The organism is Burkholderia metallica (assembly GCF_902832845.1).
Lineage (GTDB): Bacteria > Pseudomonadota > Gammaproteobacteria > Burkholderiales > Burkholderiaceae > Burkholderia > Burkholderia metallica.
The window spans coordinates 311,171-326,539 of sequence record NZ_CADFDB010000010.1 but is presented as its reverse complement, the minus strand read 5'-3'; the positions used below and the strand labels follow the sequence as shown (position 1 = coordinate 326,539).

Genomic DNA, 15,369 nt, shown 5'->3' with positions numbered 1-15,369 from the left:
GGCCGCCGTTTTTTTACCTCGCTCCGACGTCAGGTCGACGAATGCGCGACGCGCAGCATGTCGTGCACGCCCGACGTCATCAATGCGAGGAACGCGAGCAGGCCGACGTAGCAGAGCGCGTAGGTCGTCTTCGTCTCGATCGACGTCGCGTAGTACACGCGGTTCTCCGGCGCGTCGGGATCGTAGCGCCATGCGCGTTTCAGCTGCGGCAGCGCGAGGATCGCCATCACGATCAGCAGCGGGCTCGGCCGATAGACGAACAGCGCGATCAGCACCGGCACGCCCGCGAACCAGATGCGCGGCGACAGCACCGCGGTGATCCGGCCGCCGTCGAACGGCGACAGCGGGATCATGTTGAACAGGTTCAGGAAGAAGCCCGTGTACGACAGCGCGAGCAGCAGGTTGCTGTCGCCGTGGCGCGCGGCCGCGTAGCAGGCGAGCGCACCGAGCGTGCCGACGAACGGCCCGGCGAGCCCGACGTACGCCTCGGTTTCCGCGTCGTGCGGCATCTCCTTCAACTGGATCCACGCGCCGACGAACGGGATGAAGGTCGGCAGCCCGACGTCGAGCCCGCGCCGTTGCGCGGCGATGTAGTGACCGGCCTCGTGCACCAGCAGCAGCGCGACGAAACCGGCCGCGAACCGCCAGCCGTAGAACAGCGCATAGACCGCGATCGACGCCAGCATGGAGCCCGCCGAAACGAGCACCTTGCCGAGCTTGAGGCCGCCGAAGATCAGCAGCAGCAGCTTCGTCATTCCTTGCGCTCCGCGCCGGATACGTCGGACGCATCGGCGACGGCCGGCACCGCGGCCGCCTTCGGCTTGCGCCCGAAGAAGCGCTTCAGCGCCGCGCCGCCGGCCAGCAGCGCAACCGCGCCGATCTTGAAGAACTTCACCGCGAACGCGCCGATCAGCGCGAGCAGGCCGAGCTTCTTCGCGCCGACGCCGACGATCAGCGCCGCAAGGCCGTACTCGGCGACGTGGTCGGTCGACTGGTTGAAATCGGCGTAGCGCTTGCCGTCGTTGAAGCGGATGTTCGACAGCAGCTCGTCGGCCGCCCCCTTGTATTTCGGCAGGTCGGCGAGCGTCGACGCCATCGTCAGCGACAGGTAGCCGTCGCGGCCGAGCACGAGCGTCCGGTAATTCACGCCGTCGTTCCCGGCGTTCGGCGCCGCCCCCTTCTCGCGGATGATCGCGGACCACACGAGCCGGTGCGTGGCCGCGTCGTACGCGGGCGCCTTTGCCCAGCCGACCACCTCGGTTTCGGGCAGGCCGCGCTCCTTGCGCGCCGGGTTGTTTTCCTCGGTGCCGGCCTGCAGGCTCTTCAGCAGGTCGTCGGGCTTCCAGTCCTTCGCATCGTCGTCGCGGATGTAGCCGCTCGGCTCGAACGACACGACCGAGATCCAGTCGGCGTCCGGATCGTCGGGCAGCACGAGGCCGACCAGCTTCGATTCGTCGATCGAGTTGCCCATCGAGCGCAGGTAGCGGCCGGCTTCGGCGGCCGGCACGAACGATTCGCCGGCTTTCAGCTTCAGCACGGCTTCGTGTTTCACGTCGATGTCGGTCGGACCCTTCACGACCGCGTCGTTGGCGGCCGCGGCAGCGGCGCGCATTTCCACCTGCGCGGCTTCGGTCTGCGCGTGGCCGGTGGTCACGGCGAATGCAAGCGTCGCCACGCAGGCGAGCCGGACGGCTGTTTTTTTCATTGTTGGATTCCCCTGGAATGCCTTGTCGCAAATATGCACGGCACCGGCCCGGGCGTTTTCGATCGCGGATCCGGCAGCGTCTCTCAGTTGGCACGGGAGCTATGGTAACGCAGCGCCGCGACGCGTCCGGCAACGGCGCGATGCTTACGTCGCAGGTAATGCCCAACGCGCGCGGGATTGCCTATCATCTGCACCATGAACCCGACCGCCGCCCTCCATTCGCCCGCCCCGTCCGCCGGCCGCCCGTCCGGTATCGGCCCGCTGCTGCGCACGTGGCGGCAACGCCGGCGCCTGAGCCAGATGGCGCTCGCGCTCGATGCGGACGTGTCCGCGCGCCACCTGAGCTTCGTCGAATCGGGCCGTGCGCAGCCGAGTCGCGAGATGGTGCTGCATCTCGCGGAACGCCTCGACGTGCCGCTGCGCGAGCGCAACGCGCTGCTCGTCGCGGCCGGCTTCGCGCCGCTGTTTCGCGAACGGCCGTTTTCGGACCCGCAACTCGATGCCGCGCGCCATGCGGTCGAAGCCGTGCTGCGCGGCCACGAGCCGTATCCGGCGCTTGCGGTGGACCGTCACTGGACGCTGCTCGCCGCGAACCGGATGCTCGGCGCGCTGGTCGCGCAGGCCGCCCCCGCGCTGCTTCAGCCGCCCGTCAACGTGCTGCGGCTGAGCCTGCATCCGGACGGCCTCGCGCCGCAGATCGTCAACTGGCACGAATGGCGCGCGCACATCCTGCATCGGCTGCAGCGGCAGATCGATGCGAGCGGCGACCGCACGCTGCACACGCTGCGCGACGAACTCGCCGCGTATCCGGCGCCGGCCGGCCAGCCCGACGACACGCATGCCCGCACCGACTTCGCGGAAATCGCCGTGCCGCTGCGGCTGCGCACGGCAGCCGGCGAACTGACGTTCTTCAGCACGACGACGGTGTTCGGCACGCCCGTCGACGTGACGCTGTCGGAACTCGCGATCGAGGCGTTCTTTCCGGCGAACCCGGAGACGGTGGACGCGATGCGGGCGCTGGCGGACGCGTTGCCGGCGCAATGACTGCCATCAGCGGCGCTCGAACGCCAGCTTGACGCCAAGCGCCAGCAGAACCACACCGCTGACGCGGTGCATGCGGGTCAGGATGCGCGGGTTACGGCGGATCGACGCCGACAGCAGGCCGGCGAACAGCGCGACCGGCCCCTTGACGAGAAACGTCAGGCCGGCGAACGTCGCGCCCAGCACGAACAGCGACAGCATCGGATGCGCGGCGCCCGCGGGAACGAACTGCGGCAGGAACGCCAGGTAGAAGAGCGCAACCTTCGGATTCGACACGTTGGACAGCGCGCCTTGCGCGATCGTGCGCAACCGCGATTCCGGCGCGCCGCGGCTGCTTGCGAGCGTGAGCTCGCCCGACGAACGCAGCAGCGTGATGCCGAGATACAGCAGGTACAGCGCGCCGACCACCTTCAGCGCGGTGAACAACCATTCGGATGCCTGAAGAAGTGCACCCAGCCCGAGCGTCGCGAGCATCGTGTGCACGAGCAGCCCGACGCTGACGCCCGCCGCCGTCACGAGGCCGGCGCGCGTGCCGCCGGACAGCGTGCGCGACATCACGAGCACCATGTCCTGGCCCGGCGTGACGATGATCAGAAGGGACGTGGCGATGAACGGCAGCCAGGATACGTGCAGCATGGGAGATCTCCTGAAGGGGACGGCCGGAACGGGAATCGCGCGCATCGCACAGGCCGGCCGGTCGTCAGATTATCGGCGCGTTGCGGTGGAGATTGGATGCGTGTTTGGCTATTCGAAATGCCGAATTTAGAGCTATTCTCTAGCATCCGCATTGATGGTAGTGAAAAATGCCAACCAAACTGGACGCGATCGACCGGCGCATTCTGCGCGCGTTGCAACAGAATTCGAACCAGACGAATGCCGAACTCGCGCAACAGGCCGGACTCTCGGCCACGCCTTGCCTGCGCCGCGTTCACCTGCTCGAAGAGCAGGGCGTGATCGACGCCTATGTCGCGCTGCTGAACCCCGCCGCCGTCGACCTGAGGTTCACGGCATTCGTGCGTGTCACGCTGGAGCGCCAGGACAAGAAGACGGTCGAGCGCTTCGCACGCGAAATGGAGCAGGCGCCCGAAGTCCTCGAATGCCACCTGATGGCCGGCAGCTACGATTACCTGCTGCGCGTGATCGCGCGGGATCTCGACGACTATCAGCGCTTCCAGATGGAAACGCTCACGCAGATCGAAGGCGTACGCAACGTCGAAACCGAGATTCCGCTGAAGCGCATCAAGCAGACGGTGCGCCTGCCGATCTAGGCATCCAGAAACGTGACAGGCTGCCCCGCCGGCTCGCCGTTCAACACACCGTCGCGCACGACGACCTGCCCGCGCACGACCGTATGCACGGGCCAGCCCGTCACCGCGCAGCCGTCGTAAGGCGTCCAGCCGCTCACGCTGGCGATCCATTCGTCGCGGATGATCCGCCGCGCGTGCAGGTCGACGATGCTGAAATCCGCGTCGTAGCCGATCGCGATGCGCCCCTTCCCCTCGATGCCGAAGATGCGCGCCGGCCCGGCGCTGGTCAGGTCAACCAGCCGTTCGAGGCTCAGGCGCCCAGCATGCACGTGATCGAGCATCAGCGGCAGCAGCGTCTGCACACCGGTCATCCCGCTCGGCGACTGCGGATACGGGCGGCGCTTTTCGTCGCGCGTATGCGGCGCGTGATCGCTGCCGATCACGTCGACCACGCCGTCGCGAACGGCCTGCCACAGTGCATCCTGATGATGCCGCTCGCGCACTGGCGGATTCATCTGCGCGAACGTGCCGAGCCGTTCGTAGCAATCGGGCGCGGATAGGCTCAGGTGATGCGGCGTGACCTCGACCGTCACGCGATGCCGGTGCCGCTCGAGGAACGCCATTTCCTGCGCGGTCGACACGTGCAGCACATGCAGCCGCCGCCCCGTCTCGGCAGCCAGCCCGACGATGCGCCGCGTCGCGGCCAGCGCGCTTTCCTCGTCGCGCCAGCGAGGATGATCGCGCACGTCGCCGCTCGCGTCGACGAGCGCGCGGCGCTCGCGCAGCCGCGCCTCGTCCTCCGCGTGGACGGCCATGCGTCGCCGCCCGTTGCGCACGATCCGGCGCAACACGGCTTCGTCGTCGGCCAGCAGATCGCCGAACGAGCTGCCCATGAAGACCTTCACGCCCGCGCAGCCCGGCAGGTTTTCGAGCGCCGGCAACCGCTCGGCGTTCGCGGCCGAACCGCCGATGTAGAACGCGTAGTCGCACCACGCACGGCCGCGCGCGAGATCCAGCTTCGCCTGCAGATCCTCCGCGTTCAGCGTCAGCGGATGCGTGTTCGGCATCTCGAAGATCGTCGTGACGCCGCCGAGCACTGCGCCGCGTGTACCGGCCTCGATGGTCTCCTTGTGCGTGAGGCCAGGCTCGCGGAAATGCACCTGGCTGTCGACGACGCCCGGCAGCACATGCAGGCCGCCGGCATTCAGCAGGACATCGGCGCTCCAGGTGCCGTGCAGCGCGCCCAGCGCGACGACGCGGCCGTCCACGCACGCGATGTCGATCCGCTCCGCGCCGTTGGGCGTCATCGCCGTGCCGCCGCACACGAGCAGGTCGGCGTGACGTCGCTTCAGCGCGTCGCTCGCGCGCCCTTCACGTCGAATCGGTTCGCCCATGATTCAGAACTCGTTCTGGATGTGCTTGTAACCCAGCACCAGCGCGTTGTTCGTGCGTGCAACATCTTCGGAGAAATCGCTCGCGTCGGCCGTCACCTGCGGCAACGCGGCCAGATCGGTTTCCGGCCCGATGCGCTCGGTCGAACGCACGTAGAAGCCCGGCGGCAGATGGCAGCCGTCGACGACCGCGTTGTAGCGCACCACGCAGCCGTCGTCGATCGTGCAGTTGAACAGCACGCTGTTGAAGCCGACGAACACGCCGTTGCCGACCTTGCACGGCCCGTGGACGATCGCGCGATGCGCGATCGACGTATGCTGGCCGATGGTCACGCTCGCGCCCGACTTCGAATGGATCACCACACCGTCCTGGATGTTCGAATGCGCACCGATCACGATCGGTGCGATCTGACCGCCTGCGTCCGTTTCGTCGGCGCGGATCACCGCGTACGGGCCGATGAACACGTTCTCCTCGACGATCACGAGCCCGCACAGAATGGCGGTCGGATCGACGAAGGCGCTCGGGTGAATCTGCGGCAGGTCGCCGCGCGGGTTCTTTCTGATCATCAGGATTCCTGCGTTGAAATGGGACGGCCGCGCCTGATCCGCTCGAACATGCCCGGATCGCGCCACTGGCCGGCGATGGCCGGCGCGAACACGATCGCGTCCAGGTCGATGCGGCCCATGCGCGGGTTGAACGCATCGTCGCGAAAGCACTGCGCGTAGCCGGTCTCGGTCTCGTGAACGATGACCGAATGCAGCCGTACGTCGCCTTCGCCGTTCGCCATGCGGGTGCACGACAGCGCCGCATCGACGAGGCGAAAGAACACGCGCGAGAACTGCTCGGCGCTCGGCGACACGGGCAGCAGCACCCAGCGCTCGGAATGCCGGCGCATGCTGTCGAGATAGTCCGGGGCGTCATCCGACCACAGCGTCACTGCATGGTCGAACGCGTCGATCAGCTCGCGCACGTCGCCCTTGAGCAGCCCGAAGTCGTAGATCATCTGCCCGTGATCCAGCGCATGCGCTTCGAGCAGCAGCTCGACGCGGTACGAATGGCCGTGGATCGAATGCGAGCAGCGCCGCGTGCTGCAGCCGCGCACGACATGCGCGTTCTCGAACCGGAACAGCTTGCGGATCAGCACGCGTTAGCACCTTCGCGAACCGGCGCGGCCCAGGCCACCGCATCGTGCGGATGCAGGCTTTCCAGATGGCGCACGTGCACGCGCGGGTCCGCGTGGCGGCCGTCCAGCGCGGCCTGGACCCGGCGCGCGGCATCCTCGACGAACATCAGGTTTTCGCCGTTCAGCACCGCGAACGCCTGCTCGTCCGCGCGCTTGACGGCCGTCTGCACCGGCGTGCCGAGCGCGTACTCGATGCGATCGATCAGGTCGATCAGCCCCAGCGTCGCGCCATCGGCGGGCAACGCCACGCTGACGACGGCCTCGCTGCGCTGGCTATGCGGCGTGGCCGCCGTCGCATGCCGCTTCAACCACGCGGCGACCGCCGCCGGCTCGACGCGCTCGTCGCGGCCGAACGCCGCGAGGAACGCCTGTTCGACCCAGTGCCGCGACAGCGCGGCCGAGCACGGGCACGTCGACGAATAGACGGCCGTCACCTGCGCGCGCAGCTCGAACCTGGCGCCCGTCAACGTCGCGTCGATCCGGACCGGATAGGCCTTCCACCCGGCCAGCCCGTCGGTCACCAGCGCCGCGCGACGCGCGAGCAAATCGAAGCGCAGCCGCAGCCGCGCACTGCGCGTGTCGCAGTCGCGGTGGCTGTCGACCATCGCGTGCAGCACGCGCCGAAGGCCGGCCGGCGACAGCGCGGTGCCGTCGCCGAGCCCGTCGAGCAGCCGGTACAGCCGCGACATGTGGATGCCTTTCACATCCGGCGCGGGCAGATCGACCTGCACGTCGGCGCGCGCATGCACGTCGCGCCGGCAGCCGGGCTCGGCCACCGCGACGGGCAGGTCGATGCCCTGCATGCCGACCCAGTCGAGCGGGCGGCGGCCCGGTGCGACGTCGGTGAGGGAAATATCGGGAAGCGCTGCATTCATGCTCGGAATCCGGTGGAGCGCCTTCTCCATCCGGATCGATGCAGGAAGCGCGCGTTCAGGTCAGGACCAGTCGCGAAACGGGTTGTCCCACGTGGTCCAGTGATCGGGGCCGGTGGCCATCTCGGCGTCGGTCAGCAGACACGCGTCGAAGCGCGCGCGCAGCGCGGGCTCGTCCATGTCCATGCCGATCAGCACGAGCTCCTGCCGCGCATCGCCGACGTGTTCGTCCCAGCGCGCGCGGATCTGCGCGACGGCTTCCGGGTCCTGCGGCCAGCGCTCGGGCGGCACCGCCGCCCACCAGTGGCCGACCGGCCCGTGCCGCGCGACCGCGCCGGCCTGCGACCACGACCCGGCAATGGTCGGATGCGTGGCGAGCCAGAAGAATCCTTTCGAGCGGACGACGCCCGGCCATTCGCTTTCGACGAGATCGAAGAAACGCTGCGGATGGAACGGCCGCCGCGCGCGGTAGACGAAGCTGCGGATGCCGTATTCGTCGGTCTCGGGCGTGTGCGTGCCGCGCATCTCCTGCAGCCAGCCCGGCGCGCGCGACGCTTCGTCGAAGTCGAACAGGCCGGTGTCGAGCACGCGCTCGAGCGGCACCTTGCCGAATTCGGCGATCTCGATCCGCGCACGCGGATTCAGCCCGCGCAGCAGCGCGACCAGCCGCTCGCGCGCGCCGGCGTCGATCAGGTCGATCTTGTTGATCACGATCACGTCGCAGAACTCGATCTGGTCGATCAGCAGATCGACCACCGTGCGCGCATCCTCGTCGCCCATCGATTCGCCGCGCGACTGCAGGCTGTCGCGCGACGCGTAGTCGCGCAGGAAATTGAACGCGTCGACCACCGTCACCATCGTGTCGAGGCGCGCGACTTCGCCGAGGCTGCGGCCGTCCTCGCCCTCGAACGTGAACGTCTCGGCCACCGGCAGCGGCTCCGAGATGCCGGTGGACTCGATCACGAGCTGGTCGAAGCGCCCTTCGCGCGCGAGCCGGTCGACCTCGATCAGCAGATCCTCGCGCAGCGTGCAGCAGATGCAGCCGTTGCTCATCTCGACGAGCTTCTCGTCGGTGCGCGACAGCCCCGCGCCGCCGTCGCGCACGAGCGCGGCGTCGATGTTGACCTCGGACATGTCGTTGACGATGACCGCGACGCGCCGGCCCTCGCGATTGTTGAGGATGTGGTTGAGCAGCGTCGTCTTGCCGGCGCCGAGGAAGCCGGACAGGACGGTCACGGGAAGCCGCGTGGACGGATGGAGTGCGGTACTCATCGGGCGATTCCGGAAGAGGACGTTGAGGAGAGAATGATATATTGTATCGCAACGATATAACATATCATTCCGGACGTCCAGCCGGCCGCGGGTTTTGTCCGGAGCGGGCCATGTCCGCTCCGGTGTCGATCCGTTACGTATAAAGCGACGCCTGCGGCAATTCCCCGGTCAACGCGAACCGGCCCACGTCGCGCAGCCGGTAGTCGAGCGGATCGTGCAGCGTATGCGTGCGCGCGTTGCGCCAGAAGCGGTCGAGGCCGAGCGACGCGGCCGTCGCGCGTGCGCCGCATGCGTCGAACAGCGCCTCGCCGTTCTCGAGCGCCGCGCGCTGCGCGACGATCTTCGCCTCCGACACCGCGAGCGCCGCCTCGGCGCGCTCGTCGGCCGTCAGCGCATCCTGCCGCGCCCACGCACGCTGCAACGCGGCAGCCGCGCGATCGGCCAGCGCCGCCGCGGCGATCGCCCGCACGCGCATGTCGCCGAAGCGCTGCAGCGTGTACGGATCGTCGCTCGCCTGCGCGACTTCCGCATGGATCCACGGCCGGCCGTGCTTCAGCACATAGTCGCGCGCTTCGGCCAGCGCGCCTTCCGCGAGCCCGACGAACAGGTTCGTGAGCACGAGCTGCGACACGAGCGTGCGCAGCGTCGCGCGCGGCGTCGGCGGCGCCTCGGAACGGTGCAGCACCTCGTCCGGCGCGAGCGTCACGCCGTCGAAGCGCACGCTGCCGCTGTCGGTCTGGCGCTGGCCGATCGGGTCCCAGTCTTCGGCGACCGTGATCCCCGCGCGATCGGTCGGCACCACGCCGAACACGGTGCGGCCGGTAGCCGGATCGTGCGCGGACACCGTCATCCGCTGCGAGCCGCGCGTGCCCGAACAGAAGCCCTTCACGCCGTCGAGCCGGTAGCCGCCGTCGGGCGTCGCGGTGGCCACGAGCCGCGTATCGAGCGGATTGACCGCATTGCCCCACCACCATTGCCGCTCGACCGTGCCGCGCAGATAGCGTTCGCGCTGCGCGTCGCTGCCCCACACGTCGACGCTCACCACCTGCAGGCACTGGAACCCGACGAGATGCGCGAGCGCGCTGTCCACGCGTGCGATCCGGCGGATCGCATCGTAGATCTCGGGCCATGCGGCTTCCTGCCCGCCGAATGCGCGCGGCACCGCGAGCGTCAGCAGGCCCGCGTCGGCGAGCCATTGCTTCTCCTGCGCCGCATGACCGCCCGCGCGGTCGCGTGCAGCGGCCGTGGCGCGCAGCGCGTCGATCGCGCGCGAAAGCGCAGCCGGATCGATTGCCGAGACATCCGTTGCCGCGGCGAGCGTCGCCGGGCCGCGTGGATCGTTCATGCGACGGCTTCCTGTTCCTGGGTCGAAACTGCTTTCGACAACGGCACGAGTTTCCCGAGTTCGCGCCTGCCGGTCAACCGCGACAGGATCTCGCGCCGCCAGTCGTCGTAGATCGCGCGGTAGTCGGCGATGTCCGCGCCGAACACGTGCGCGGTATGCGCGTACTCGTCGTGCAGATAACCGTCGAGCCGCACCTGCGTTTCCTCGTCGGCCGCGATCACGCGATCGATCAGCGCGTCGCGCTCCGCCGCCGGCAGCGCCTTCAACGTGTCGAACCACCACTGGACGATCTGCACGCGATGCCACTCCTCGTCCGGCCGGATCCGGTTCTCGCCGTGCTCGCGCATCGCGGAATCGCCGATGCGGCCGGTCTTGCGCTGGATCCACAGCTTCGCGAGGATGTGCAGTTCGTAGTGCCATTCGAACGCGAGAAAACCCGCGACGTCGCGCACCGCGATGTCGCCGATGCGCGCCCAGTGCGCGGCGACGAGCCGGTCGATTTCGGGCAGCGGGTCGCGCCCCGTCAGTTCCTTTACGCGTTCGCGGCCGATCACCGCGTGCGCGCCGTCGTCGCCGAGCTGGCGCGACAGGATCAGCTGGAAATGCGGATCGTCGCGAAACAGCGTGTCGATCGCCTTCGCGACCACCTGCACGATGAACAGGTCGTGCGACGCCATCTTCGTGTAGTAGTCGGCGACGGCGGCCAGTTCGTCGTCGTTGCGCGGCTCGCGCGGCGGGGTGGCCAGCTTGGCCGGGAAGCCGGGACGATGGCGTCGCGCCACGTCGAGAAACAGCGCTTCCTCGAATTCTCCGTTCCATTCGCGCGGCGCGCCGATGGGCAAGCTCATAGGGTTCGTTCTCTCAGGATCATGAATGAAGCGAGCGGACGCTCGTGGCGTCGCTCAGGTACGCCGGGTCACGCGTCGGACCAGGCGGTCGCCCGTGATTTGCACGGCCGAGACGAGCGCGATCAGGATCACGATCACGGTCGCCATGACGGTGGTGTCGAAGCGCTGATAGCCGTAGCGGATCGCGAGATCGCCGAGGCCGCCCGCGCCGACGGCGCCCGCCATTGCGGTCGAGCCGATCAGCGCGACGACGGTAATGGTGAAGCCGCCGAGCATGCCCGGCAGCGCTTCGGGCAGCAGCACGTGCCAGACGATGTGGCGGCGCTTCGCGCCCATCGCGAGCGCGGCTTCGATCAGCCCGCGATCGACTTCGCGCAGGCTCACTTCGGCGATTCGCGCGAAGAACGGGATCGCGGCGATCGACAGTGGCACGACGGCCGCCCACACGCCGATCGTCGTGCCGATCAGCAGGCGCGTGAACGGCAGCAACGCGACGAGCAGGATGATGAACGGCGTCGAGCGGAACACGTTGACGAGCGCGCCGAGCACCGCGTTCACGCCGTGCCGCGCGTAGATGCCGCCGGGCGCGGTCGTCACGAGGACCACCGCGAGCGGGATGCCGATCAGCGCGGCGATCGCGGCCGATGCGGCCACCATCGACAGCGTGTCGCGGATCGCGTCGAGCAGTTCGGGCCACCAGAGGTCAAACATAGCCGAGCACCTCCGCGTGATTCGCGTGGCGGCGCGCGCGTTCGAGCAGCGCCGCGACGGCACCGCCCCCCGCCGGCGGGTGGCCGGCGTCATCCGCGCGCGGCGCGGCCGCGATCACGAGCCGCCCTTGCGCATGCCCCTGGATGCGCTCGATCCCGCCGTGCAGGAACCGCACCGAACCGCCGAGCGCGGCAGCCAGCGCGCCGACGTCCGGCTCGCCGCCGCTCTCGCCCGTATAGCGGACGTCGAGCACGATCTGGGCGCCGTCGGGCAACGCGGCCTGCTCGGGCAGCGGCTGCACGCGCGCGGCCAGTTCGGCCGGCAGGTCGTGCACGAGCGTGCTGAGCAGCGCGCGCGTCGCGCCGTGGCGCGGGTTGCCGAACACGCGCCACACCGGGCCGGTTTCGACGACTTCGCCCTGTTCGATCACCGCGACCGTGTCGCACACCGCGCGGATCACTTCCATCTCGTGCGTGATCAGCACGATCGTCAGCCCGAGGCGGCGGTTGATGTCGGCGAGCAGCGCGAGAATCGACTGCGTCGTCTCGGGATCGAGCGCCGATGTCGCCTCGTCGCACAGCAGCACCTCGGGATCGTGCACGAGCGCGCGGGCAATGCCGACGCGCTGCTTCTGCCCGCCCGACAGGCTGGCCGGGTACGCATCACGCTTCGCGGCGAGCCCGACGAGCTCCAGCAGCGCCTCGACCTTGCGAACGCGTTCGGCTTTCGGCACGCCGGCGATCTTCAGCGGCAGCGCGACGTTCTCGAACACCGTCTTCGCGGACAGCAGGTTGAAATGCTGGAACACCATGCCGGTGCGGCGGCGCAGCGCGACGAGCCCGTCCTCGTCGAGCGCGCCGACGTCGACGCCCTGCACGCGCACGCGGCCCGAACTCGGCCGTTCGAGGCCGTTCACCAGACGGAGCAGCGTCGACTTCCCGGCGCCGCTGCGGCCGATGATCCCGAATACCTCGCCGCGCCGCACGTCGAGCGTCACGTCGCGCAGCGCGGCGGCCTGCCCGCGCGGCGTCGCGAACACCTTGCCGACCTGCTCCAGCGACACGGCGGCGCCGCCGGCCGATCCGGCCGATGCGGCCGCTTCGTCATGCGCCGTCGCCCCGGCGCCGGCACGTACCGCCGACGTCTCGATGAAACCCAGCGTATCGAACAATTGCGTCATCGCTTCGCTCCGTCACGTTCAGACATGCGCGGGATGCGCGGATTCGGCGTGCGCGGCGGCGCCCGGCCGGTGCTGGGCGCCCGTGTGCCACGCCGGCAGGCGCGGGCCCGCGCCGAACAGCTTCTCGCGCAGCGTCGGCGCCGGATCGTAGTCTTCCTTGTAGACGCCGCGGTTCTGCAGCTCGGGCACGACCCAGTCGACGAAATCCTCGAACGACTCGGGCATCACGGTGCGCGTCAGGTTGAAGCCGTCGATGCCGGTCTCGTCGATCCACGACTGCAGCTCGTCCGCGACCTGCGACGGCGAGCCGACGATCGGCGCATAGCGGCCGCCGAGCGACATCTGTTCGAGCATCCGGCGCACGGTCCACGTGCCGGTCGTGCTCTTGCGCGAGATCGCGTCCACGGCCGACTGGATCGAATCGGTCTTCACGTACGAGATCGGCTCGTCGAGGCCGTACTTCGCGAAGTCGATGCCGGTCGAGCTCGCGAAATGCGCGAGGCCGGCTTCCGGGCTCGCATAGCGCCGGTATTCGTCGAACTTTTCGCGCGCGAGCCGCTCGGTCTCGGCCGTCACGACGCTCACGCCCGCGAAGATCCGGATCGACGCCGGGTCGCGCCCCTGCCGGGCGGCGGCCGCGCGGATGTCGAGCGCCGCCGCGCGTGCCGCGGCCTTGCTCTGCCCGTTCACGAACACGCATTCCGCATGACGGCCGGCGAACGCGACGCCGCGCGCCGACGAGCCGGCCTGGTACAGCACCGGCGTGCGCTGCAGCGACGGCTCGCTCAGATGAATCGCATCGATCGAATAGAACGGCCCGTCGTGCTTCACGCGCCGCACCTTGCCCGGCTGCGCGAACACGCGCGCGTGCGCATCGCGGATCACCGCGTCGTCGTCCCAGCTCTGCTCCCACAGCTTGTAGACGACGTCCATGTAGTCGTCCGCACGTTCGTAGCGGTCGTCGTGGCCGATCTGCTGCGCGAGGCCCATCCCGCGCGCGGCGCTGTCGAGATAGCCGGTGACGATGTTCCAGCCCACGCGCCCTTTCGTCAGATGATCGAGCGTCGACATGCGGCGCGCGAACAGGTAAGGCGGTTCATACGTGAGGTTCGCGGTCACGCCGAAGCCGAGATGCCGCGTGACCTGCGCCATCGCGGGCACGAGCAGCAGCGGATCGTTGACGGGCACCTGCACCGATTCGCGCAGCGCGGCGTCGGGCCCGCCGCCGAACACGTCGTACACGCCGACGATGTCCGCGAGGAAGATCCCGTCGAACTTGCCGCGCTCCAGCGTCTTCGCGAGGTCGGCCCAGTAGTCGAGATCGGTGTAGTGCGCGGAGCGGTCGCGCGGATGCGTCCACAGGCCGTGGTTGATGTGCCCGACGCAGTTCATGTTGAACGCGTTGAGCAGGATTTTCTTGCGGTTCGCCGTCGTCATGGCCGCCTCCGTCACCACGCGATCGCGTACAGCGAGCCGAACGCGTTGTCGAGCGCACGGCGCACGGCCGGCGACTGCTGGTAGATCGCGATGAACTTGCGGATGCGCGGATCGTTCACGCTGTCCGGACGCACGACCCACTGGATCGCGAAGATCTTGTTCTCGGTGCCGTCGAACAGCAGCGCGCTGTTCGGGTCGGTCGTGCCGGCGAGCTTGATGAAGCTCGGGTAGCCCTGCGCGAGATCGACGTCGTCGAGCGAACGCGCGAGTTGCGATGCTTCGAGCGCAATGATCTTCAGGTGCTTCGGGTTCGACACGATGTCGTGCGTCGTCGCGCGGTAGTCGGCGCCCGGCTTCAGCGTGATGAGCCCGGCGCGCTGCAGCAGCAACAGCCCGCGCCCGCCGTTCACCGGGTCGTTCGCGATCGCGACCTTCGCGCCGTCCTTCAGCTCGGCGAAGCTTTTCACCTTCTTCGAATAGAGGCCGATCTTCATGATCGTGCCGGGCGCGATCGACACGAAGTTGTAGCCGCCCTGCTTGTTCGCGTTCTCGAGGAACGGGATGTGCTGGAAGTAGTTGACGTCGATGTCCTTGTTCGCGAGCGCCGCGTTCGGCGTATTCCAGTCGGTGAACTCGACGATCTTCACGTCGAGCCCCTGCGCCTTCGCCTCTTTCGCGGCGACTTTGAGCGCTTCGATCTGCGGGCTGGTCGAGATGCCGACCTTCAGCGGCGCGGTGTCGGCTTGCGCGCCGTCGAGCAGCGCAACGCCGAGCAGCGCGGCGACGATGAAGCGCGCGACGCGGCCGGCGGAAAAGCGGGCGGAAAAAACGGGATGCAGCATGCGAACCACTCTCCTGTCCAAAGACGGTATCGACGGATGCGCGACGCCGCGGCGAACGCGCGGGCGTTCTCCGGACGGGACATCGCATCGGAAAAGGATCAGCCGATGATAGAGAGCGGCGCGGGGGCGGTCTACGAAGCGATTGTGCGAAGAAAATCGCGCGCGGCGATATGGCGGGCCGCCGCCGGGGGCCGCGAGGCCCGACCGGCTCCCGGCCGACAGGCTGGCCGAAATCTCGGCCTGGGCGCGGGGCGAATTCCGAAATCTCGGCCATCCGGTCGGCCCAAGCTTTCC

General features: G+C 68.7%; 16 protein-coding genes. 2 read left to right on the top strand and 14 right to left on the bottom strand.

The window, feature by feature from the left end:
- Nucleotides 1-29 precede the first annotated feature (29 nt).
- Together HWX08_RS26495 and HWX08_RS26490 are read right to left on the bottom strand one after the other, a co-directional pair.
- Nucleotides 30-755: a site-2 protease family protein gene (locus tag HWX08_RS26495; RefSeq protein WP_174921597.1), complete on the bottom strand. Its 726-nt coding sequence runs from the start codon at nt 753-755 to the stop codon at nt 30-32.
- Nucleotides 752-1,705, bottom strand: coding sequence for a DUF2167 domain-containing protein (locus tag HWX08_RS26490; protein ID WP_174921598.1), 954 nt, complete (start codon nt 1,703-1,705; stop codon nt 752-754). The genes HWX08_RS26495 and HWX08_RS26490 overlap by 4 nt, the downstream gene beginning before the upstream one ends.
- Nucleotides 1,706-1,900: 195 nt before the next feature.
- On the opposite strand from HWX08_RS26490, the gene HWX08_RS26485 reads away from it, so the two are divergent.
- Nucleotides 1,901-2,749: a helix-turn-helix domain-containing protein gene (locus HWX08_RS26485; RefSeq protein WP_174921599.1), complete on the top strand. Its 849-nt coding sequence runs from the start codon at nt 1,901-1,903 to the stop codon at nt 2,747-2,749.
- A gap of 6 nt (nt 2,750-2,755) precedes the next feature.
- On the opposite strand, the gene HWX08_RS26480 is transcribed toward HWX08_RS26485, so the two are convergent.
- Nucleotides 2,756-3,382 (bottom strand): LysE family translocator, encoded by a 627-nt coding sequence (locus tag HWX08_RS26480; protein ID WP_069260797.1) that lies wholly within the window; start codon nt 3,380-3,382, stop codon nt 2,756-2,758.
- Between the two features lie 167 nt (nt 3,383-3,549).
- On the opposite strand from HWX08_RS26480, the gene HWX08_RS26475 reads away from it, so the two are divergent.
- On the top strand, nt 3,550-4,014 hold the full coding sequence (locus tag HWX08_RS26475; RefSeq protein ID WP_048245841.1) for an Lrp/AsnC family transcriptional regulator: 465 nt from the start codon (nt 3,550-3,552) through the stop codon (nt 4,012-4,014).
- Here the strand turns inward: HWX08_RS26475 and HWX08_RS26470 are convergent.
- The 11 genes from HWX08_RS26470 to HWX08_RS26420 all read right to left on the bottom strand — a co-directional run bounded on the left by HWX08_RS26470 (nt 4,011) and on the right by HWX08_RS26420 (nt 15,075).
- Nucleotides 4,011-5,387 (bottom strand): dihydroorotase, encoded by a 1,377-nt coding sequence (locus HWX08_RS26470; RefSeq protein ID WP_069260798.1) that lies wholly within the window; start codon nt 5,385-5,387, stop codon nt 4,011-4,013. The two genes, HWX08_RS26475 and HWX08_RS26470, sit on opposite strands and share 4 nt — an antisense overlap.
- Nucleotides 5,388-5,390: 3 nt before the next feature.
- Nucleotides 5,391-5,951 (bottom strand): gamma carbonic anhydrase family protein, encoded by a 561-nt coding sequence (locus HWX08_RS26465; RefSeq protein WP_069260799.1) that lies wholly within the window; start codon nt 5,949-5,951, stop codon nt 5,391-5,393.
- Nucleotides 5,951-6,529, bottom strand: coding sequence for a 6-pyruvoyl trahydropterin synthase family protein (locus HWX08_RS26460; RefSeq protein WP_174921600.1), 579 nt, complete (start codon nt 6,527-6,529; stop codon nt 5,951-5,953). Before HWX08_RS26460 ends, HWX08_RS26465 begins: the two co-directional genes overlap by 1 nt.
- The gene (gene folE2, locus HWX08_RS26455; protein ID WP_174921601.1) at nt 6,523-7,443 is read right to left on the bottom strand and encodes a GTP cyclohydrolase FolE2; all 921 of its coding nucleotides are present in this window, start codon (nt 7,441-7,443) and stop codon (nt 6,523-6,525) included. The genes HWX08_RS26460 and folE2 overlap by 7 nt, the downstream gene beginning before the upstream one ends.
- Nucleotides 7,444-7,503: 60 nt before the next feature.
- Nucleotides 7,504-8,712 (bottom strand): zinc metallochaperone GTPase ZigA, encoded by a 1,209-nt coding sequence (zigA, locus tag HWX08_RS26450; protein WP_174921602.1) that lies wholly within the window; start codon nt 8,710-8,712, stop codon nt 7,504-7,506.
- A 133-nt stretch (nt 8,713-8,845) separates the two neighbouring features.
- Nucleotides 8,846-10,057, bottom strand: a complete 1,212-nt coding sequence (locus HWX08_RS26445) for an acyl-CoA dehydrogenase family protein (protein ID WP_174921603.1) — start codon at nt 10,055-10,057, stop codon at nt 8,846-8,848.
- Entirely contained in the window at nt 10,054-10,905 is an 852-nt protein-coding gene (locus HWX08_RS26440) for a hypothetical protein (protein WP_174921604.1), read from the bottom strand. Before HWX08_RS26440 ends, HWX08_RS26445 begins: the two co-directional genes overlap by 4 nt.
- Before the next feature lie 54 nt (nt 10,906-10,959).
- Nucleotides 10,960-11,616, bottom strand: coding sequence for a methionine ABC transporter permease (locus tag HWX08_RS26435; protein ID WP_069260804.1), 657 nt, complete (start codon nt 11,614-11,616; stop codon nt 10,960-10,962).
- The gene (locus tag HWX08_RS26430; protein ID WP_174921605.1) at nt 11,609-12,796 is read right to left on the bottom strand and encodes a methionine ABC transporter ATP-binding protein; all 1,188 of its coding nucleotides are present in this window, start codon (nt 12,794-12,796) and stop codon (nt 11,609-11,611) included. The genes HWX08_RS26435 and HWX08_RS26430 overlap by 8 nt, the downstream gene beginning before the upstream one ends.
- 18 nt (nt 12,797-12,814) lie before the next feature.
- Nucleotides 12,815-14,233, bottom strand: coding sequence for an LLM class flavin-dependent oxidoreductase (locus tag HWX08_RS26425; RefSeq protein ID WP_069260806.1), 1,419 nt, complete (start codon nt 14,231-14,233; stop codon nt 12,815-12,817).
- Between the two features lie 11 nt (nt 14,234-14,244).
- Nucleotides 14,245-15,075: a MetQ/NlpA family ABC transporter substrate-binding protein gene (locus HWX08_RS26420; protein WP_174921606.1), complete on the bottom strand. Its 831-nt coding sequence runs from the start codon at nt 15,073-15,075 to the stop codon at nt 14,245-14,247.
- Nucleotides 15,076-15,369: the final 294 nt, after the last annotated feature.